We start from the raw sequence: 17174 nt of genomic DNA on the forward strand, positions 1-17174 counted from the left end.
CCTGATTTTTTCAATAAGGCAATGTATTTTACGCAATAAAATCTCATTTTTTACCTGTTTATAATAGGCTGATTTATTAAATAAGTCATATTGATTGAGAAAATTTTGTGCTAATTCAAGTTGTTCTAAATCGGCATTCTTAATTTCTGGATGCAAGATTTTATCGATAGAAAGTAAAGTTTCTGCATAATTTATACTCACACTTAATTGTGGATTATCCTGTGGGGATATTTGAGCTACTCTTTTAGCAATTTCTAAGGTTTCTATAGCTAGTTTTTTAGCGGATTCCGTGTTTTTAGTTTCTAAGTCAGTTCTAATCTGTTGCAATTTTGCAAATAGCATTTCCTCGTAATTGTTTTTTAAAATCGTCAAATTCTCTTTATCAAATTTAAAATGACTATGTTGCTCATATAAAATGCGTGCATCTTGAAATCGTTTGTCTTTGATAGCTTCATTAAATTGAAAATTAATCCATTCTTCTTTCATAAGAATATCATGCATTGAACTATCCTGATCCAGAATGTTGGGATCCAGTTTTATCGCATGAGCTAAAATAGGAATTAAATTATTCCCTAAAATAAGTTTAGTTATAGCGAAACGGCTTTTTTCTTTTTTTGCATCTTGCAGGTAGGCTTTAGCTAATTGAGCTCTTAAATAAGGCTTGGATTGTAAATAAAATAATTGCTCTGAGCAGTTGAAATTTTCTTTGATATAACGAATCGCATTATCTTGATCTTCCAAGTTAGGGGATTGTGATAGCTCGTCAATTAAATCGATAGCAGGATCAAGCAATTTCTTCGATAAATAGAATTGAATAAACTGCTCTTTAAATTTGTTTTTAACAGAGTCAGACCAATCCAGCGCTCCCTGATACCTTCGTTGGCTAACCAGGTATTCTGCATAATATTCTGCGAATAAGCTTGATTTGAAACAGTCAATATAATCTGCTGACTCGAATTGACTGTGCAGCCCAGTAATAGTATTTGTAATCACGCTAATATTTTGCGGATCAAGGGTAGGAATCAGTTTATATAATCCTTCTCGAATAAAAGTATCGCCAAAAGGGAAAGCAAGCGACATAGTTCTTCCAGGGCCAGGGAAATAGGAAGAGTAAGTTAGAAAATAGGTTATTAATAATTGCTGGAGGGAAAAAGAATTATTGTTATTACGTGAGGAGCTTACCAATTTCATAAAGCGTTCGGATACTAGAGGCGGATTGATGCTATTAAGTTCTTTGGGATCATACCCTCTCAAATAACCATGATAGGCAATTTTTGCTAAGGTTAACTCTACTTTATTGGGTTGACAATGATTTTCAAAACCTAACCAGCCTTTAAATCTTTGAAATAAAGATTGAAGCCAACTCACTTTATATATTTGTATACCGTCAGTGTATAATTGATTTCTTGGGTGTTTTGTTAGCTCATTCCAAAATAATTGATATTCTTTTTCGTCGATGTCATAGATAATAAAATCAGGGAGATAAGCAATACCTTTATTCCTGTACTGTTCAATTAGGTGACTTCCTAGTCTTAAGCGTAGCATATTGATAATATATGAAGTAATTTAAGAGTAAGGGGGAGTATATACTCATTCTACTTGAAGACAAGGAATTTGTGTGCAAATTAACATTTTAATGCTTTTTATTGTTGCAAATTAGGAAATTATTGGTTGGCAATGTGGGCAAAATGCAGAATGTCGTCCAGCAATAACAACCGTTTCTATTGTATTATTGCATTCAAAACAAGCTAGATTTTTCCTACCATAGACTTTTAAGGAAACACTAAAATATCCTGGCTTTCCATCAAAGGAATAAAAATCGCGAAGTGTTGTTCCTCCGGCAATGATTGCTGTTTGAAGTATATTTTTAATGTGCCCGGTAAGAGAGCTCATTATTTTTTCATTAACTTTTTTAGTGGGTGTCTTTGGGTGTATTTGAGCTAGGAAAAGACTTTCTGTCGCATAAATATTACCCACACCAACAACTATTTGGCTGTCCATGATAAATGATTTGATAGATTGGGACTTATTTTGCGCCCTAGATAGCAAGTAGGCACTATTAAAATCATTGGATAGTGGTTCTGGCCCTAGATAAGCAAGGAGGGGATGTTGATATGGGGCTTCATCTATATAAAAAAACAAGCCAAATCTTCTTGGATCACAGAATCTTAGCATAAGACCATTATTCATTATCATATCTATATGATCGTGCTTCTGAGGGTTTGTTTTATACGGTACGATGCGTAAATGTCCAGACATTCCAAGATGAATCAGGATATAACCTTTATTAAGGTGAAGTAAGATATATTTCCCTCTACGTTCAATGGCTGTTATTAATTTACCAGCACATAACTCGTCTATGTTTTCTGGGATAGGTAATCTGAATTTATGATTACGGACTTTCACTGAGGAAATGACATGTCCCTCTAGATGGGGTTTGATGCCTTGTCTTGTTGTCTCAACTTCAGGTAATTCAGGCATTATTTTTTATCATCATGCTCAATAATTCTTCCTTGTTCTTTTGAGTTCGGTTTGCTAGGGAAAAAGTATTCTTTGGCTAGGGCGGCAAGCCAGAGTATTCCACCAATTATTATTCCCCATACTGCCACGTAAAAAAACATAAATAATAATGCTATGAATAACGCAATACCAATGCCAATCACTATGAATGGGACAATATTTTCAATAACTTTCTGAAGCTTATCACTCATAATTCTATCCTGAAAAATATGATTATTAAATTTATTATCGACCACATAATGAAATCATGCAATGAAATGATAAAAAATGTGTTATCATTACACATATAATTTATATTTTTGGTAAATTTTATTTATCTTCAAATTATAAATATTTTTATAAATGTGTACAATGTGGGGTTATCATGGTCTTCGGTTTTTTAAACCTGTCTTTTTGGGGATATGTGGTTGCAACGTTTATATTAACCCAAATCACTATCGCTTCTGTTACTCTTTATCTTCATAGAAATCAAACTCATCGAGCGATGACGTTGCATCCTGTTGTTAGTCATTTTTTCCGCTGTTGGTTATGGTTAACAACAGGTATGGTGACTGCTGATTGGGTTGCGATTCATCGTAAACATCATGCCTCATCTGATGTTGAAGGAGATCCTCATAGTCCTATAGTATTTGGGATTAAGAAAGTATTTTGGGAGGGGGCTGAGCTTTATAGAGAAGCACGCAAAGACAGGGAAATGATCGCTAAATATTCTCATGGTACGCCAACAGATTGGTTGGAGCGCAAAGTATACTCTCCCCATTCAGGTAAAGGTATTTTTCTGATGCTTTTACTGGATTTATTTTTATTTGGAGTCCCTGGGGTTACGATATGGGCAATTCAAATGATGTGGATTCCTGTGTTTGCTGCGGGAGTCATTAACGGTATTGGCCATTATTGGGGATATAGGAATTTTGAATGCCCTGATGCTGCAACAAATATAATTCCCTGGGGATTCTGGATTGGAGGAGAAGAGTTACATAATAATCACCATACCTTTGCTTCTTCTGCCAAATTTTCAGTGAAATGGTGGGAGTTTGATATTGGTTGGATGTATATTCGTATTCTTTCCTTTTTAGGATTGGCTAAGGTAAAAAAACTACCTCCAAAACTAGCCAGAGAAGAAGGGAAATTCCATGTTGATTTAGAAACTGTTAAGGCAGTTATCTCAAACCGCTTTCAAGTCATGTCTAATTACTACAAGAATGTTATGAGACCTATTTTAAAATACGAAAAAAATACTAGTATTGAAACCAAAGAAGATAAAAAATTATTTCATCGTGCTGGCAGGTTACTACGCCGAGAGGACAAGTTATTATCAACAAAAGCTAAATCTCGGTTGCAAAGACTATTAGAAGCCCGCGAACAGTTGAGAATAGTTTATTCTTATAAACAATCCTTACAAAATGTTTGGTTGAAAACAGCAACTACCCAAAAAGAATTGGTAGAGGCCTTGCAGCAATGGTGTCGCCAAGCAGAGGAATCTGGCCTTGAAGTATTAAGACAGTTTTCACAACAATTGAAAGGATATGTGCTTGTCTATACAAGGGAGTGACGGCAATCTGGCCAAAAAGATCAATGTTTTGATTTGCATTGAAGGTAGATGTTTTTCGAGATCGAGGCAGGCACAGAGGAAAGAAGGCTTTTTTAAAAGAGGCCAAACCGTCCATACGCTTCGTTGGTGGGCATTCATGCCCAAGCAACGTTTTAAAAAAGTGTTCTTTCCTCTGAGCTTCGAGTTTGGGTAGTGAACGACAAAAAACTATGACAATATGTTTTTTTGAGAGTAATCAGAATTGCCATGTCGCCCAATACGAAATTATTTGCTTCATTTAATAGGATTGAAGATCCAAGAACACATAATAGGGTATCTTTATTCTTTTTAATGCAATTTAAGGAAATGGGTGGCTGAATTAACCTGTTTTTCTTTTTAGCATTCTAAATCGACTGACCAAAACATAAAATACTGGTGTGAATACCAAACCAAAAAAAGTGACACCAAGCATTCCACTAAATACCGCAACACCGAGAGCTCGGCGCATTTCGGCTCCTGCTCCTGTTGCAATAACCAATGGAAAAACTCCAAGAATAAAAGCAAAAGAAGTCATTAGGATTGGGCGCAAACGAAGTTTGGCTGCTTGAATAGCAGCTTTCCAACGATTGTATCCCCTACTTTCAAGTTGACGAGCAAACTCAACAATCAGAATAGCATTTTTCGAAGCCAAGCCAATTAATACCAGGAAACCAATTTGGGTCATGATATTATTTTCCATTCCCAAAATCTTAACTCCAAGCATGGAGGAAAACAGGCACATTGGGACAATTAAAATAACAGCTAAGGGTAATGTCCAACTTTCATACTGAGCTGCTAAGACAAGGAAAACAAAGACGACTCCAAGAGTAAAAGCAATAATTGCAGTATTACCGACCATCTTCTGTTGGTATGCTATCTCAGTCCATTCATAACCAATACCATCAGGAAGATTCTCCTGAGCCAATTTTTCCATGGTAGCTAATGCCTCATCAGAGCTATAACCAGGTGCCACATCTCCTTGTAGATCAATGGCGGGATAAAGATTGAATCGGGGCATCCGAGAAGGACCAACAGTATTTTCTATTTGTGCAATCGAGCCAATAGGCACCATATCCCCGCTATTACTCCTAACTTTAATTCGCAAAATGTCGTCTTCCGTATGGCGATACTCAGCATCAGCCTGGGCAATAACACGGAAGGTGCGGCCAAGATAATTGAATTCGTTGATAAACATAGAACCAAGATAAACCTCTAAAGCCTCAATGACTTTGGCATAAGGTACGTTTAATCGCTCTGCTTTTTCTCTATCAAGCTTCAAATTGAGGCGGGGAGTAGAGTTCTCAAAAAAAGTAAAAACTGAAGTAGTAGCCTGAGCTTGATTCGCTGCATCGGTCATCGTTTCTGCAGCCTCAGTTAATATTCCGATACCTCTCCCGCCTCTGTCTTGAAGCATCATTTTAAAACCCCCAGCACTGCCTATTCCTCGAACTGGCGGAGGAGGAATAACTACAACAATAGCTTCCTTAATGGTGCTTAATTCTTGTCTTAACCGACTTAGAATTTCGTTATAATGTATCCCCTTGTCTTTCCTTTCTTCAAATGATAGAAGAGGGGTGAAAATTGCTCCTGCATTAGATGAATTGGTAAAAGTTGCACCAGAAAAACCGGTAAAACTCACTGCATGGGCAATTCCTGGAATAGCTAAAATTTTATTAACTGCTTTTTTCATTACTTTATCGGTGCGATCCAGCGAGGCGGCTGGTGGTAATTGTACAGCCACAATAAAGTAGCCCTGATCTTGTCTTGGAATAAAGCCTCTTGGCACATAAAAGAACAAGAGCCCAGTGATGCTAATCAAAATAAAATAGACAATGAGCATTACTGCTGTTTTACGAGTAAGATTAGCAACTAATTTACCGTATTGACGTGAACCTCCTTGCATTAAGCGATTAAATCCTTTTAAAAAGATATAAAATGGTTTTTTCCACGAGCTTTCCGTTTTTTCAATTCCACGGTGATAGGATCTCAGCAATAACACTGCCATTGTTGGACTGAGTGTTAAAGAAACAAAAACAGAGATAGCAGTTGCCACAGCTAGTGTGGTCCCAAATTGTTGATAAAAACGGCCAGAAATTCCTTGTAAAAAGACAGTTGGTAAAAACACAGCAATTAATACCAGTCCCATAGCGATCAATGCCGATCCAACTTCTGTCATGGTTTTTCGGGCAGCATCTCTAGAATTCATGCCGCTACGAATATTTCGCTCCATATTCTCAACCACAACAATAGCATCATCAACCACAATACCGATTGCTAAAACCAATCCAAATAATGTTAGATAATTCAATGAAAAACCAAGAGATTGCATGACAGCAAAACTACCAATCAAAGATACTGGAATAGCTATCACAGGAATGACCGAAGCTCTCCACGTTTGTAAAAAAATCAAAATTACGAACACGACCAGAGCAATGGCCTCATAAATAGTATGAAAAACTGCTTCAATGGACTGTTCAACAAATGAGGTAGGATTATAGGCGATTTGATAAGCGATTCCTGGCGGAAAGTCTTTAGCAACTGACTGCATGGTAGCAATAATTTCTTGAGCAGTAGCTAATGCATTGGTTCCAGGTCTTTGGAAAACTGGTAGCGCAACAGCAGGATATTTATCTAAATAACCTTTCGTCAAATAATTCTGTGTGCCTAACTCCACTCGACCAATATCTTTCAAACGAACTATACGTCCATTCTCTCCCGATTTGACAATAATACTTTCGAACTCTTCTTTTTTAACCAAACGTCCTGGGGTCTCAATATTGTACTCAAAACCATATTGAGTTTTCTGGGGCTGCAGATTAAGTGTGCCACTGGCAATCTGAACATTCTGAGCGCGAATTGCTTCTAAAACATCATTGGAAGTTAAGTTATAGGCATCCATTAAATCGGGATTAAGCCAAATGCGCATTGCATAGTCACTGGCTCCAAATACGCGTACGTCTCCAACCCCTTCAATGCGTCGGATTTTATCGCGGATATGTAAAATGGCATAATTACCGATATAAGTCTGATCATACTGACCGTTTGGTGAATAAAGATTAATCACTAGCATCAGGTCAGGTGAGTTTTTATTAGTGGTGATTCCCAAACGGCGAACTTCTTCTGGCAATTTAGGTTCAGCAACAGCCACTCTGTTTTGTACTAGAACTTGTGCTTGATCTAGATCGGTACCGAGTTTAAAGGTTACTGTCAGGCGCATTTGTCCATCATCAGTAGATTGGGAATCCATATAAAGCATATTTTCAACCCCATTCACTTCTTGCTCAATAGGGGTTGCAACAGTTTCAGCAACAGTTTTTGCGTTAGCACCGGGGTAAGAGGCTTGTACCTGTATAGTTGGTGGAACCACTTGAGGGTATTGTTCGACTGGTAAATTGAAATAAGACAATAGCCCGACTAGAACAATGACGATAGAAATTACTGTTGCAAATATTGGTCTGTCAAGAAAGAAATGGGCTATTTTCATGCACAAAATCCTTTTTGTGGTTCCTGAGCTTAGAACCCTTGGGGCTCTATGTCACAGCACCGAGCTATTTAACTGCCTTCTGGTTCAGTCAATTTGATTTTAACCAGTTTTACCTCCTGATTGGGCATGCGAATACGTTGAACCCCATTAATTACAACCTGTTCGTTATCTTTTAATCCACTGCGAATGATATAAAATCCACTTTTACGCAAAGGGCCTAATTCAATATAAACACGTTTGATTTTATTTTGTTTATCAACTACGTATACAAACTTGCGTGATTGATCAGTATTAATTGCTTTATCAGGAAGGAGAAGTGCCTCATATTCTCCGCTTCCTACTAGCTTTACTCGTCCAAATAGTCCGGGATAAATAATAGCGTCTGGATTAGGAACAAGTGCTCTAATTTGAATAGTACCAGTGCCCAAATCTATGATGTTATCCATAAAATCTACTATTCCTTGATGGATATAATCTTTTTCATCAGACAATTTAATCATAACTGGTGTTGGTTTTTTTTCTGAACTAGGTCTTTTTCCTGCTCGATCAAGACGAATGTATCTGAGCAAATCACTTTGGCTGGTTTCAAAATAAAAATAAATGGGATCAACAGAAACTACTCTCGTTAGTACTGTTTCATTCATCCGGATCAAATTTCCTATACTTATAAAGTCTCTACTGATTTTACCACTAATGGGCGACTTAACTTCCGTGAATTCTAAATTTAGTTTTGCTTCCTTAAGCCTAGTATCAGCAACTTGTAAATCTTGCAATCTCTGATCAATCAATTCCGCAGGAACAAATTTCTCTTTTTGCAATTTTTGCACACGTTCATATTGTGTTTTTGCTAATGCATATTGTGCCTCTGCTCTTGTTAAGGCATATTGAAATGGCCTTTGGTCGATGATAAATAATACATCTCCTTTTTTGACCATCTCGCCAGCCTTAAATTTAATGGCTTCAAGGTATCCAGTCACCCTGGCACGTATATCTACCTCCTCTATTGCCTGAAATCGCCCTGTATACTCATCCCATTCAACAATTTTCTTTTTTAATGGGAATGCCACATCCACTTCCATTAAGATTTGTCCTGAAGGTTTTGTGGCTTCTTCTCCGCAGGAAGTTAAGAGAAGAATAATTAGGAGCCTCCCCAAACGGTTAACTTTTGCAAGTACTTTAGACATTGTTGCCCCTGTCCTTAATGATTAGAGCATTATTATTCGCTCGACCTAACTTAATAAGTTTAGTTTAGCACTATCAGTGCTCAAATGTGGCATAGAACGAGAGATTTGCTATTCGTAAGATGGTTGCTAAACTATAAAGCTCAAGGGGGTTACCTTGAAGGCTTATTTCTGCTACACCAATCGCTATAGTCATAAGTGATGTTTAACAACAAGTAACGGAGTTATTTTTGTTACTTTAGTATCATACATTTGGCATTGACAAGTGAATTAAATTGCATTGTAGTAATGTTAACTAGAAACAAAAGGAGTTGTCGATGGAAAGAATGATAGCAATTGTAACTGGAGGAACAGGTGGTATTGGTTCTGCCATTAGTCAACGTTTAGCGGACAGTTATAAAGTAGTAGCATGTTACTATAAAGAGGGCCGGCACGAAGAAGCAAAAAAATGGCAAGATGAACAAAAACAAAAGGGTTATGATATTGATGTAGTTTATGGTGATATAGCCCAGTATAGTGATTGCGAAAAAATAGTCTCTCTTGTTATGGAACGTTATGGGCGAATAGATGTATTAGTGAATAATGCTGGTATCACGAAGGACTCTAGTTTAAGAAAAATGACACCTCAACAATGGCAACAGGTCTTGGATGCGAACTTGACCAGTGTCTTCAATATGACGCGCAATGTTGTTCCCGTTATGTTGGAAAGAGGCTATGGTCGCATTGTTAGTATCTCTTCTATTAATGGAAGAAAAGGACAATTTGGTCAATGTAATTATGCTTCAACAAAAGCAGCACTGTTCGGATTTACCAAAAGCCTAGCCTTGGAAGTAGCGAGTAAGGGGATTACGGTAAATACTGTCTCACCCGGTTATATTGAAACACCGATGCTTGCCGCAATGAAAGAAGAAGTATTAAATTCAATAATATCTGCCATTCCGGTTGGTCGATTAGGATATCCTAAAGAAATTGCCGATGCTGTTGCTTTTTTAATATCTCCTGATAGTGGGTTTATTACTGGGGCAAATTTAGATGTTAATGGTGGTCAGTATATGTAAGATTAAGATTTTATTCTTTATTTAATGGTCTCAGGGCGTTTCATGATTAGACATAAGAGTTGTGGATATGTTTTGAGGCTGTTAAATTGATATCTCATAAATAAGCGCTTCAATTTTAATTTATAAATTGGGGATAGAAAATAAACTAATAGAGAAATTCATGTTAAATAATAATGTACTATTAATTACTGGGGGTACTGGAGATATAGGTACGGCAGTTGTTAAGCAATTAGATTCTTCATTTAAACACGTCATAGCTTTGGATTTAATCTTAGATAATCAAGGCGAAATTTGGCTTCAAGATTTGAAAAAGCAAGGTTATAAAAATGCTTCTTTCAGACATATGGATGTAACAGATTATGATCAGTGTGCCGAGGTCATTGGATCAATTATTAAAGAATTGGGTAGTGTTGATGTATTAATTAATAATGCAGGAATTACTCGAGATGCAGTATTTACCAAAATGACTAAAAAGCAATGGGACGAGGTTTTACGCGTTAATCTCGATGGAATGTTTAATGTGACTAAACAAGTTGTTGAGTGTATGAAAGCCCAGGAATCAGGGCGGATAATTAATGTATCCTCAGTTAATGCGCAAAAAGGACAATTCTCTCAAGCAAATTATGCTGCTTCAAAAGCCGGAGTTTATGGTTTTACCAAAAGTCTTGCTCAGGAGTTAATGATTAAAAATATTACAGTAAATAGTATTTCTCCTGGTTATGTTAATACTCGTTTAATGAAAGGGATTAGACCAGATATTTTAGAAGAGATTATCAATTTAATACCGGCAAAAAGATTGGCAGAACCACAAGAAATTGCTTGGGTAATAGAATTTTTAATTAGTGAAAAAAGTCGCTATATTACTGGAGCAAATCTTAGTGTGAATGGTGGCTTGCATATGTATTAATTTATGAAGATTTAATAATCTCGCCTCTTAGTTTGTAATTAAGTTAATATCTGAGAAAATTATGACCCGCCTAATAAAAAAATATAAAAATCGAAGACTTTATGATACCGAAATCAGTCAATATATTACTGTAGAGCAACTGCAAAAATATGTGCTGGATGGTATCGATTTTAAAATTGAGGATTCGGAAACAGGAAAAGATTTGACTAATTTAGTACTATTGCAAATCATTGTCGAAATGGAAGCCGGCCCGACACAATTTTTGTCCTCCGAAATTCTACGTCAAATCATCGCATTAGCCAATCATCCTATGCACGTTTCATTGAAGGCAATGATGGAACAAATGTTTCATGTCATGGACAAGCCATTGCAAAATAACCCTTATCAACAAGCTACTGAAGCTTGGAGTAAGCAAATGCAGAAGATGGCGGAGCACTGGCAAAAAATGTTTAAAGTTTAAGAAAACGATATTGTTCCACACCCAAGTTGAAATAATGCCAACCTGTCCTCAGGTACCCACTAAACAATTTTATAGGCGTGCCATATGTTTGCTGCATTGCAAGATAAAACCATATAATATATTGACAAATAATAAAAATAAGGTCTATTATTATATTGTGCAATGCAACATACTGGAGAATATTATGACTCAATACAATTTTGAAAGATGGAGTGAAATGGCTAAAAAAATTCAAGAGCCTTTTCAAGCTATAGCTGAACTGAATGTTAAGACCTTACAAGGTCTAAGCTATTTAAAACCAGATGAATTAGCTCAAGTCAAAAAGCCAGAAGAAGTCTGGGAAAAGCAAATTAATCTGGCTGTTGAAAATGGCCATAAGGCTTTGGATTACATGCAAAAATCTTTTCAAATCATTGAAAAGGCGATGTTAGGTTTTGTGCAAGAAACTAAAAAAGCGACTAGTGAAGCAAAGAAATAATAATGTGATAAGGAGGTTTATTGGAATCCAATAAGCCTTCTTTATTCGTCAACACACCCTATTTATTGGATATCAAAATAATTTACACCCGTTTGATGTGGGCTTTGTTGGTAGTACCACTTGAATATTAATCCCTTTTATGGTCGGACTACTGCGAGCTTTATCCAGATAATCAATTAATGGCACGTCGATCACTTTGCCGTATTGAGAAGAAGCTTGTCTAAAATACAGCTTGTCATTAATCCAAATAGCAAAACCCAAATGGGAGATATTCAAAGCTGTTCCTATTTCTTTACGTAAGTCCCAATTAGGCCTAACAATTTCTATTATGGCGCCATTAGGAATTTGGGAAAATAAATAAAAATTGGGTGTATTTTCTGAGAATAGGGCAGAGAAAGGAATATAAGGACTTCAGAGTCAGTAATTTCTAATTTTTTCCCTTTAGCCTTTAATTCGATTAAGCGTTTTTTTTGCTCAATTTTATCTTCTTGTTGTAATCTGATGGTGTCCAGTGTTTTATATTCATACCAACCTGGCTTATTAATCAATGCTTTGGCTAAAAGAGCAACTGATTGCTTTCGTTCATCTTGGATGGATAAGGTAATGTCTTTGAGTAACCCTCTTTGCTGGTTGTAGTTATTCCAATCAACAGAAGTAAAATGATTTCTGTTCAAATAGGATCTCTTACCGTTTTTATAACGAGTATGCTTTAAACATTCTTGAAATGATTCTAGGGAATTGGATAGGGCTAAAGACAGTACGGTATTGACATAAGTATCACAATCGAACCCATCCACTCTATATCTTGGAAATTGATCATATCGAGCAATAGGCCCTTCGCCTAAAGAGCCAAGTATGTATTTTGCTCCTTTAAAATACGCACTAATCTGGTTTATTCTCTCTGCCATTGAGGTGTTCGGCGTGGTATTAAGTATATGATATAGTTTCTTAATTGAGGTATCGGCCTGCTCCTCAATTGTAATCGAATTGCTAGCAATAGGATTAGAGAGAGCCGGTTTGGCCAACCCTGTATCAGCTTTTTCCTCAATGGTGGTTGAGTTACTACCATAACTGTAAATGCTGGTAATAGAAAAAGCGAAATATAATAAGCTTCTAAAGGTAGCGTATTTCATAAGCCCTAATTTGTATTTTAAATCTGTTTTTGGTTATATACCCATTTAGGTAAAATCGCTATTTTAACCTTTCTCGGAGTTTGGAGGCAAGAATGCTTAATCTAATATGGTTAGGAATGATATTGACTTCAGTAATTGTTGGGATTATTGAAGGGCGTATTGATGAGGTGGTAAAAGCAGTTACAGATTCAGCCAAACTTGGATTTGAGTTAGCACTTGGTTTAGCTGGAATAATGACCTTGTGGCTTGGAATAATGTCTATTGCCACAGAATCCGGCTTGGTTTCTATCTTGGGCAAGGCTCTAAAGCCGGTTTTAAAGCGTTTATTTCCGGAGGTACCTGTTGAGCATCCTGCAATGGGGGCAATGGTCATGAATATTGCTGCCAATATGTTAGGTCTGGCTAATGCCGCGACCCCTTTCGGATTACAAGCAATGAAAGAGCTTCAGAGCCTTAATCAACATTTAAAAATTGCTACAAATTCGATGTGCACTTTTTTAGCGATTAATACTTCAAGTGTTCAATTAATTCCAGCGACGGCCATTGCTTTTCTTGCTGCTAATGGAAGTACAAATCCTAGTATTGTAATTTTTAGTTCTTTAGTTGCTACTACGGTTTCCACCATGGTAGCTATAATTGCCGTAAAACAATTGGCTAAATTACCAAGATTTAAAATTGAAAGGACAGACAGCTTATGAATGGATTTGCTAATCATTTATCCAATTGGATGTTTTTAATTTTCATTGTTGGCATTCCTGCCTATGCTGCGATTAAAAAAGTCAATGTATTTGATGCATTCATAATTGGTGCAAAACAAGGTTTTGATATTAGTGTAAGCCTTATACCTTATTTAGTTGCTATGATGGTTGCTATTAGTATGTTAAGGGCTTCTGGGTTTTTCACTTTAATGAGCCAGTTGTTGTCTCCGGCCTTAGCTATGATAGGGATGCCGTCAGAGTTGTTACCTTTAGCTCTCATAAGACCTTTCTCTGGCAGTGCATCCACAGGGATTATGGCCGAGCTGATTCATAAATTCGGGGGCGACTCGCTCATTGCGAAAACGGCTGCAACTATGATGGGAAGTACAGAAACCACTTTTTATGTCATCGCTGTTTATTTTGGCTCTGTAGGTATTAGAAGAACTAGACATGCTATTCCTGCAGGCTTATTGGCCGATTTAGCTGGAATTATTACTTCAGTCCTTATTTGTCGTTATTTATTTACTTGATTAGTTAGGAAAAGCGCTCTGGCTACAGAATCAAGCATTAGTGGTCATTTTATCCCACATCAATTTTCTTTTTCCCTTTACTTGCTAGTTGGGCCTGTTCAAATAGCTTTAAGCGGGCTAGCAGCGTTTTCGCTTTTGCTTTGAATGCCCCTAACTCTTTTGCAGATACTGGATTTGCAGTAGGTATGCTTATCGTTGTAGGGTTTCTTGGCTGATTATTAACATGAAATTCATAATGGCAGTGAGGCCCCGTTGCCAAACCTGTCTGCCCTACATAACCAATAACTTGCCCCCGTTTTACTTTACTACCTTTTGAAAGTCCTTTCTGGAATTTGAGTAAATGGCCATAAACTGTGCTATATGTTTTATCATGTTTAATTTTAATCATATTACCATAGCCGTTATGTCTATCAATGATAGTAATAACTCCGTCTCCTGTTGCATGAATGGGTGTTCCTATTGGTGCTGCGAGGTCAATTCCTTTGTGTGCTCTTCTATAATGTAGAATGGGATGATATCTGGATATAGTAAAAGTTGAGCTTATATGGCTGAATTTTATGGGATAGCGTGAAAAGGCTTTTTTAAAGCTAGTACCTTGCGGAGTATAATAATCTTTCTCGCCTCGGGCATTGGTGTGTCTAATTGCTTGATAGGTTTTGCCTTTATTAGTATAGGTTACAGCTACGATATCACCAACACCAACCTTCTTATCCTCGATATAATAAGCGTCATAAATTATAGAAAATTGATCACCAGAGCGTATGGCTCGAGAGAAATCAATTTCTTTAGCAAAAATCGTCATCATTTGACGGACTAATTTTGAGGGGATGTTAAATCGTTGTGCTGTTGTGTATAAAGAGCCTTGTACGGTTGCTGTAATATACTGGTTTTGAGTAGTTGTTTTTTTAGAGTCAATCTTAGTTTTGTATGCCTTACCAACTCTATATACTGTTAATGTTTGGACGTAATTTATTGGAATAATTAATTTTTCCAACTTATTATTTCTAATCAAAAATTGTAATTTTTGATTAGGCTTAATTCTAGTGAGAAGTTTGGCATGTGGATTATTGTATATGACCGCATTTAAATTTTGTGCGCTTAATCCAAGTCTATGAAAAATGGTTGCCATTGAATCCCCTGAATGAGGATTGACTATTTGCCATTCATTGTCTTTTTTCGCTATTTCTTTATTAGTATCTTTAGTAGTATCTTCAGATTCCGAAGATTTTGTTACAGATTTCGCTTCATGTTTCCCTTGGGGAATTTCGACTGGAAGTTCAGAATAAGTTTCGGAATCAGTGTCTTCAGTAATGTCGCTATATGAGCTTTCTGTTGATTGGGGCAATGAAACATATAGATCAGCATAATTTTCTCTTTTGGAATGTGAAAAATTTTTCACTAACAAATACGGAAGTGAAAAGGCAAATACTAACGCAAAGATCGTTAGTAGCTTTGATGGGTTGCCAGATTTTCTTTTTGGGATATTTGGTCTTTTATCCATTTTTTGCCTACATTGCTGTCATCCGAAAATGCTGCTATTTTAAATTTCAATTAATGTATCACAGTCATTATTTCGAAGTGACCGCTACCTTTAAGTCGATTAATCGACTTTTTATTAGATATTTTGTTATATTTTTCTCAACCTAGTGTAATAAATTATCTAAAAAGTTCTTTTGGTATAGCAGGAAATTGCTAACCGGGCTAAGATACTCGCTGTGAGAAGATAGGTCAATCATTTATATAGGTTTTAATAACATGATAGTTGAAGATCCAGTTTGTTCTGAATTAATGCGAGGTTGTGAAGAAATTCTTCCCATACCTGAGTTGGAAAAGAAATTACAAAAAGGTATCCCATTGAAAATAAAAGCAGGATTTGATCCAACTGCTCCTGATCTCCATCTGGGACATACTGTATTATTAAATAAATTAAGGCAGTTTCAACAATTTGGCCATGAGGTTATTTTTTTAATTGGTGATTTCACAGCAATGATTGGCGATCCTACTGGAAAAAATGTGACACGGATGCCATTGAGCGAGGAAACGGTTCTTGAAAATGCTAAAACCTATCAACATCAAGTATTTAAAATTTTAGATCCTGATAAGACTACGGTAGTTTTTAACTCCCAATGGCTTAACAAATTTACTGCCGTTGATTTAATACGGTTAGCTGCCACTCATACTGTAGCACGAATGTTAGAACGGGATGATTTTAATAAGCGCTATATCACAGGGCAGCCTATTGCTATCCATGAATTTCTATACCCATTATTACAAGGTTATGATTCAGTAGCATTGAAGGTTGATGTTGAACTTGGCGGTACAGATCAAAAATTTAATTTATTAATGGGTAGAGAGTTACAAAAGCATTATGGTTTTGAACCACAAGTTATAATGATGACGCCTTTAATTGAGGGATTGGATGGTGTTAAAAAAATGTCCAAATCCCTTAATAACTATATTGGTATCACAGAACCAGCTGATCAAATGTTTGGTAAGATTATGTCAATTTCAGATGAATTGATGTGGCGATACATTGATTTACTAAGTTTCAAAACTGGCGAGCAGGTACAACAATTAAAAAAAACAGTGACTGAAGGAGCAAATCCCAGGGATGTTAAAATAGATTTTGCTAAAGAAATTGTAGCTCGGTTTCATAATCAAGATCAGGCCGAATTGGCACATAAGAATTTTATTGAACGATTTCAAAAAGGAATGATTCCTGAAGATTTAGAAGAAATATCATTTGCGATTTCTGAGCCTATTGGTTTAGCCCAATTACTAAAACAACTCAACTTGACAGCCAGCACATCAGAGTCTATACGAATGGTGAAGCAAGGGGCTGTTAAAATTAATGGAGATAAAATTTCAGATCCTTCCTTAAAACTGTCTTTAGGTAATTATATTATTCAGATTGGAAAACGTAGAATTGCCAAGTTGAGCATACAACAGGCAGATTGAGATAATTTTTTAGAAAAAAAACAAAAAGTATTTGACACGATAATTGAAACGAGTAGAATACAACAGCACAGCCGACTAGGGCGGGTTCATTAAGGAAGAGAGAAAGACAAACTGTGTGGGCACTTTAAAGAATTTTGAGTGCGAGAAGTAAATAAAGAGCTAGCGAGAGCTGGCAGCTGGAATTGAACTGAAGAGTT

14 protein-coding genes and 1 pseudogene are annotated in these 17174 nt (G+C 36.4%); 8 read left to right on the plus strand and 7 right to left on the minus strand.

The features are described from left to right. From OK13_RS11395 to OK13_RS11405, 3 genes are all read right to left on the minus strand, one after another. Positions 1 to 1545: hypothetical protein (locus OK13_RS11395; RefSeq protein WP_035890905.1), on the minus strand; the 1545-nt coding region annotated here is incomplete at its 3' end. Between the two features lie 111 nt (positions 1546 to 1656). Continuing rightward, positions 1657 to 2481, minus strand: coding sequence for a bifunctional DNA-formamidopyrimidine glycosylase/DNA-(apurinic or apyrimidinic site) lyase (mutM, locus tag OK13_RS11400; RefSeq protein ID WP_035890906.1), 825 nt, complete (start codon positions 2479 to 2481; stop codon positions 1657 to 1659). After that, complete coding sequence (locus tag OK13_RS11405; RefSeq protein ID WP_035890907.1) at positions 2481 to 2711, minus strand: hypothetical protein; 231 nt, start codon at positions 2709 to 2711, stop codon at positions 2481 to 2483. The genes mutM and OK13_RS11405 overlap by 1 nt, the downstream gene beginning before the upstream one ends. A gap of 173 nt (positions 2712 to 2884) precedes the next feature. Here OK13_RS11405 and OK13_RS11410 point away from each other — a divergent pair, with 173 nt between their 5' ends. After that, the gene (locus tag OK13_RS11410) at positions 2885 to 4072 is read left to right on the plus strand and encodes a DesA family fatty acid desaturase (protein WP_035890908.1); all 1188 of its coding nucleotides are present in this window, start codon (positions 2885 to 2887) and stop codon (positions 4070 to 4072) included. A 358-nt stretch (positions 4073 to 4430) separates the two neighbouring features. Here the strand turns inward: OK13_RS11410 and OK13_RS11420 are convergent, their stop codons facing one another. Together OK13_RS11420 and OK13_RS11425 are read right to left on the minus strand one after the other, a co-directional pair. Beyond that, positions 4431 to 7574: an efflux RND transporter permease subunit gene (locus tag OK13_RS11420; protein WP_035890910.1), complete on the minus strand. Its 3144-nt coding sequence runs from the start codon at positions 7572 to 7574 to the stop codon at positions 4431 to 4433. Between the two features lie 68 nt (positions 7575 to 7642). Further along, the gene (locus OK13_RS11425) at positions 7643 to 8758 is read right to left on the minus strand and encodes an efflux RND transporter periplasmic adaptor subunit (RefSeq protein WP_035890911.1); all 1116 of its coding nucleotides are present in this window, start codon (positions 8756 to 8758) and stop codon (positions 7643 to 7645) included. 314 nt (positions 8759 to 9072) lie between these two features. Between OK13_RS11425 and phbB (OK13_RS11430) the strand changes: the two genes are divergently transcribed. From phbB (OK13_RS11430) to OK13_RS11445, 4 genes are all read left to right on the plus strand, one after another. Then, complete coding sequence (gene phbB, locus OK13_RS11430) at positions 9073 to 9813, plus strand: acetoacetyl-CoA reductase (protein ID WP_035890914.1); 741 nt, start codon at positions 9073 to 9075, stop codon at positions 9811 to 9813. 160 nt (positions 9814 to 9973) lie between these two features. Continuing rightward, positions 9974 to 10720: an acetoacetyl-CoA reductase gene (gene phbB, locus OK13_RS11435; RefSeq protein ID WP_035890915.1), complete on the plus strand. Its 747-nt coding sequence runs from the start codon at positions 9974 to 9976 to the stop codon at positions 10718 to 10720. A gap of 61 nt (positions 10721 to 10781) precedes the next feature. Continuing rightward, positions 10782 to 11180 (plus strand): polyhydroxyalkanoate synthesis regulator DNA-binding domain-containing protein, encoded by a 399-nt coding sequence (locus OK13_RS11440; RefSeq protein ID WP_035890916.1) that lies wholly within the window; start codon positions 10782 to 10784, stop codon positions 11178 to 11180. Between the two features lie 184 nt (positions 11181 to 11364). Further along, positions 11365 to 11658 (plus strand): phasin family protein, encoded by a 294-nt coding sequence (locus OK13_RS11445; RefSeq protein ID WP_035890918.1) that lies wholly within the window; start codon positions 11365 to 11367, stop codon positions 11656 to 11658. A gap of 72 nt (positions 11659 to 11730) precedes the next feature. On the opposite strand, the pseudogene OK13_RS15905 reads toward OK13_RS11445, so the two are convergent. Next, positions 11731 to 12791 (minus strand): annotated as a pseudogene (locus OK13_RS15905) (N-acetylmuramoyl-L-alanine amidase-like domain-containing protein). Positions 12792 to 12883: 92 nt separating this feature from the next. On the opposite strand from OK13_RS15905, the gene OK13_RS11455 reads away from it, so the two are divergent. Both OK13_RS11455 and OK13_RS11460 read left to right on the plus strand, forming a co-directional pair. After that, positions 12884 to 13489 carry a nucleoside recognition domain-containing protein gene (locus OK13_RS11455; protein WP_035890919.1) on the plus strand — a complete coding sequence of 202 codons (606 nt, stop codon included), beginning with the start codon at positions 12884 to 12886 and terminating at the stop codon, positions 13487 to 13489. Then, on the plus strand, positions 13486 to 14019 hold the full coding sequence (locus tag OK13_RS11460; RefSeq protein WP_035890920.1) for a spore maturation protein: 534 nt from the start codon (positions 13486 to 13488) through the stop codon (positions 14017 to 14019). The genes OK13_RS11455 and OK13_RS11460 overlap by 4 nt, the downstream gene beginning before the upstream one ends. A 49-nt stretch (positions 14020 to 14068) precedes the next feature. Here OK13_RS11460 and OK13_RS11465 read toward each other — a convergent pair whose 3' ends face one another. Continuing rightward, complete coding sequence (locus OK13_RS11465; protein ID WP_035890921.1) at positions 14069 to 15520, minus strand: peptidoglycan DD-metalloendopeptidase family protein; 1452 nt, start codon at positions 15518 to 15520, stop codon at positions 14069 to 14071. Between the two features lie 254 nt (positions 15521 to 15774). Here OK13_RS11465 and tyrS point away from each other — a divergent pair, with 254 nt between their 5' ends. Further along, complete coding sequence (gene tyrS, locus OK13_RS11470) at positions 15775 to 16977, plus strand: tyrosine--tRNA ligase (RefSeq protein ID WP_035890922.1); 1203 nt, start codon at positions 15775 to 15777, stop codon at positions 16975 to 16977. The last annotated feature ends 197 nt before the right edge of the window (positions 16978 to 17174 follow it).

It is taken from the genome of Legionella norrlandica, from assembly GCF_000770585.1.
Taxonomy (GTDB): domain Bacteria; phylum Pseudomonadota; class Gammaproteobacteria; order Legionellales; family Legionellaceae; genus Legionella; species Legionella norrlandica.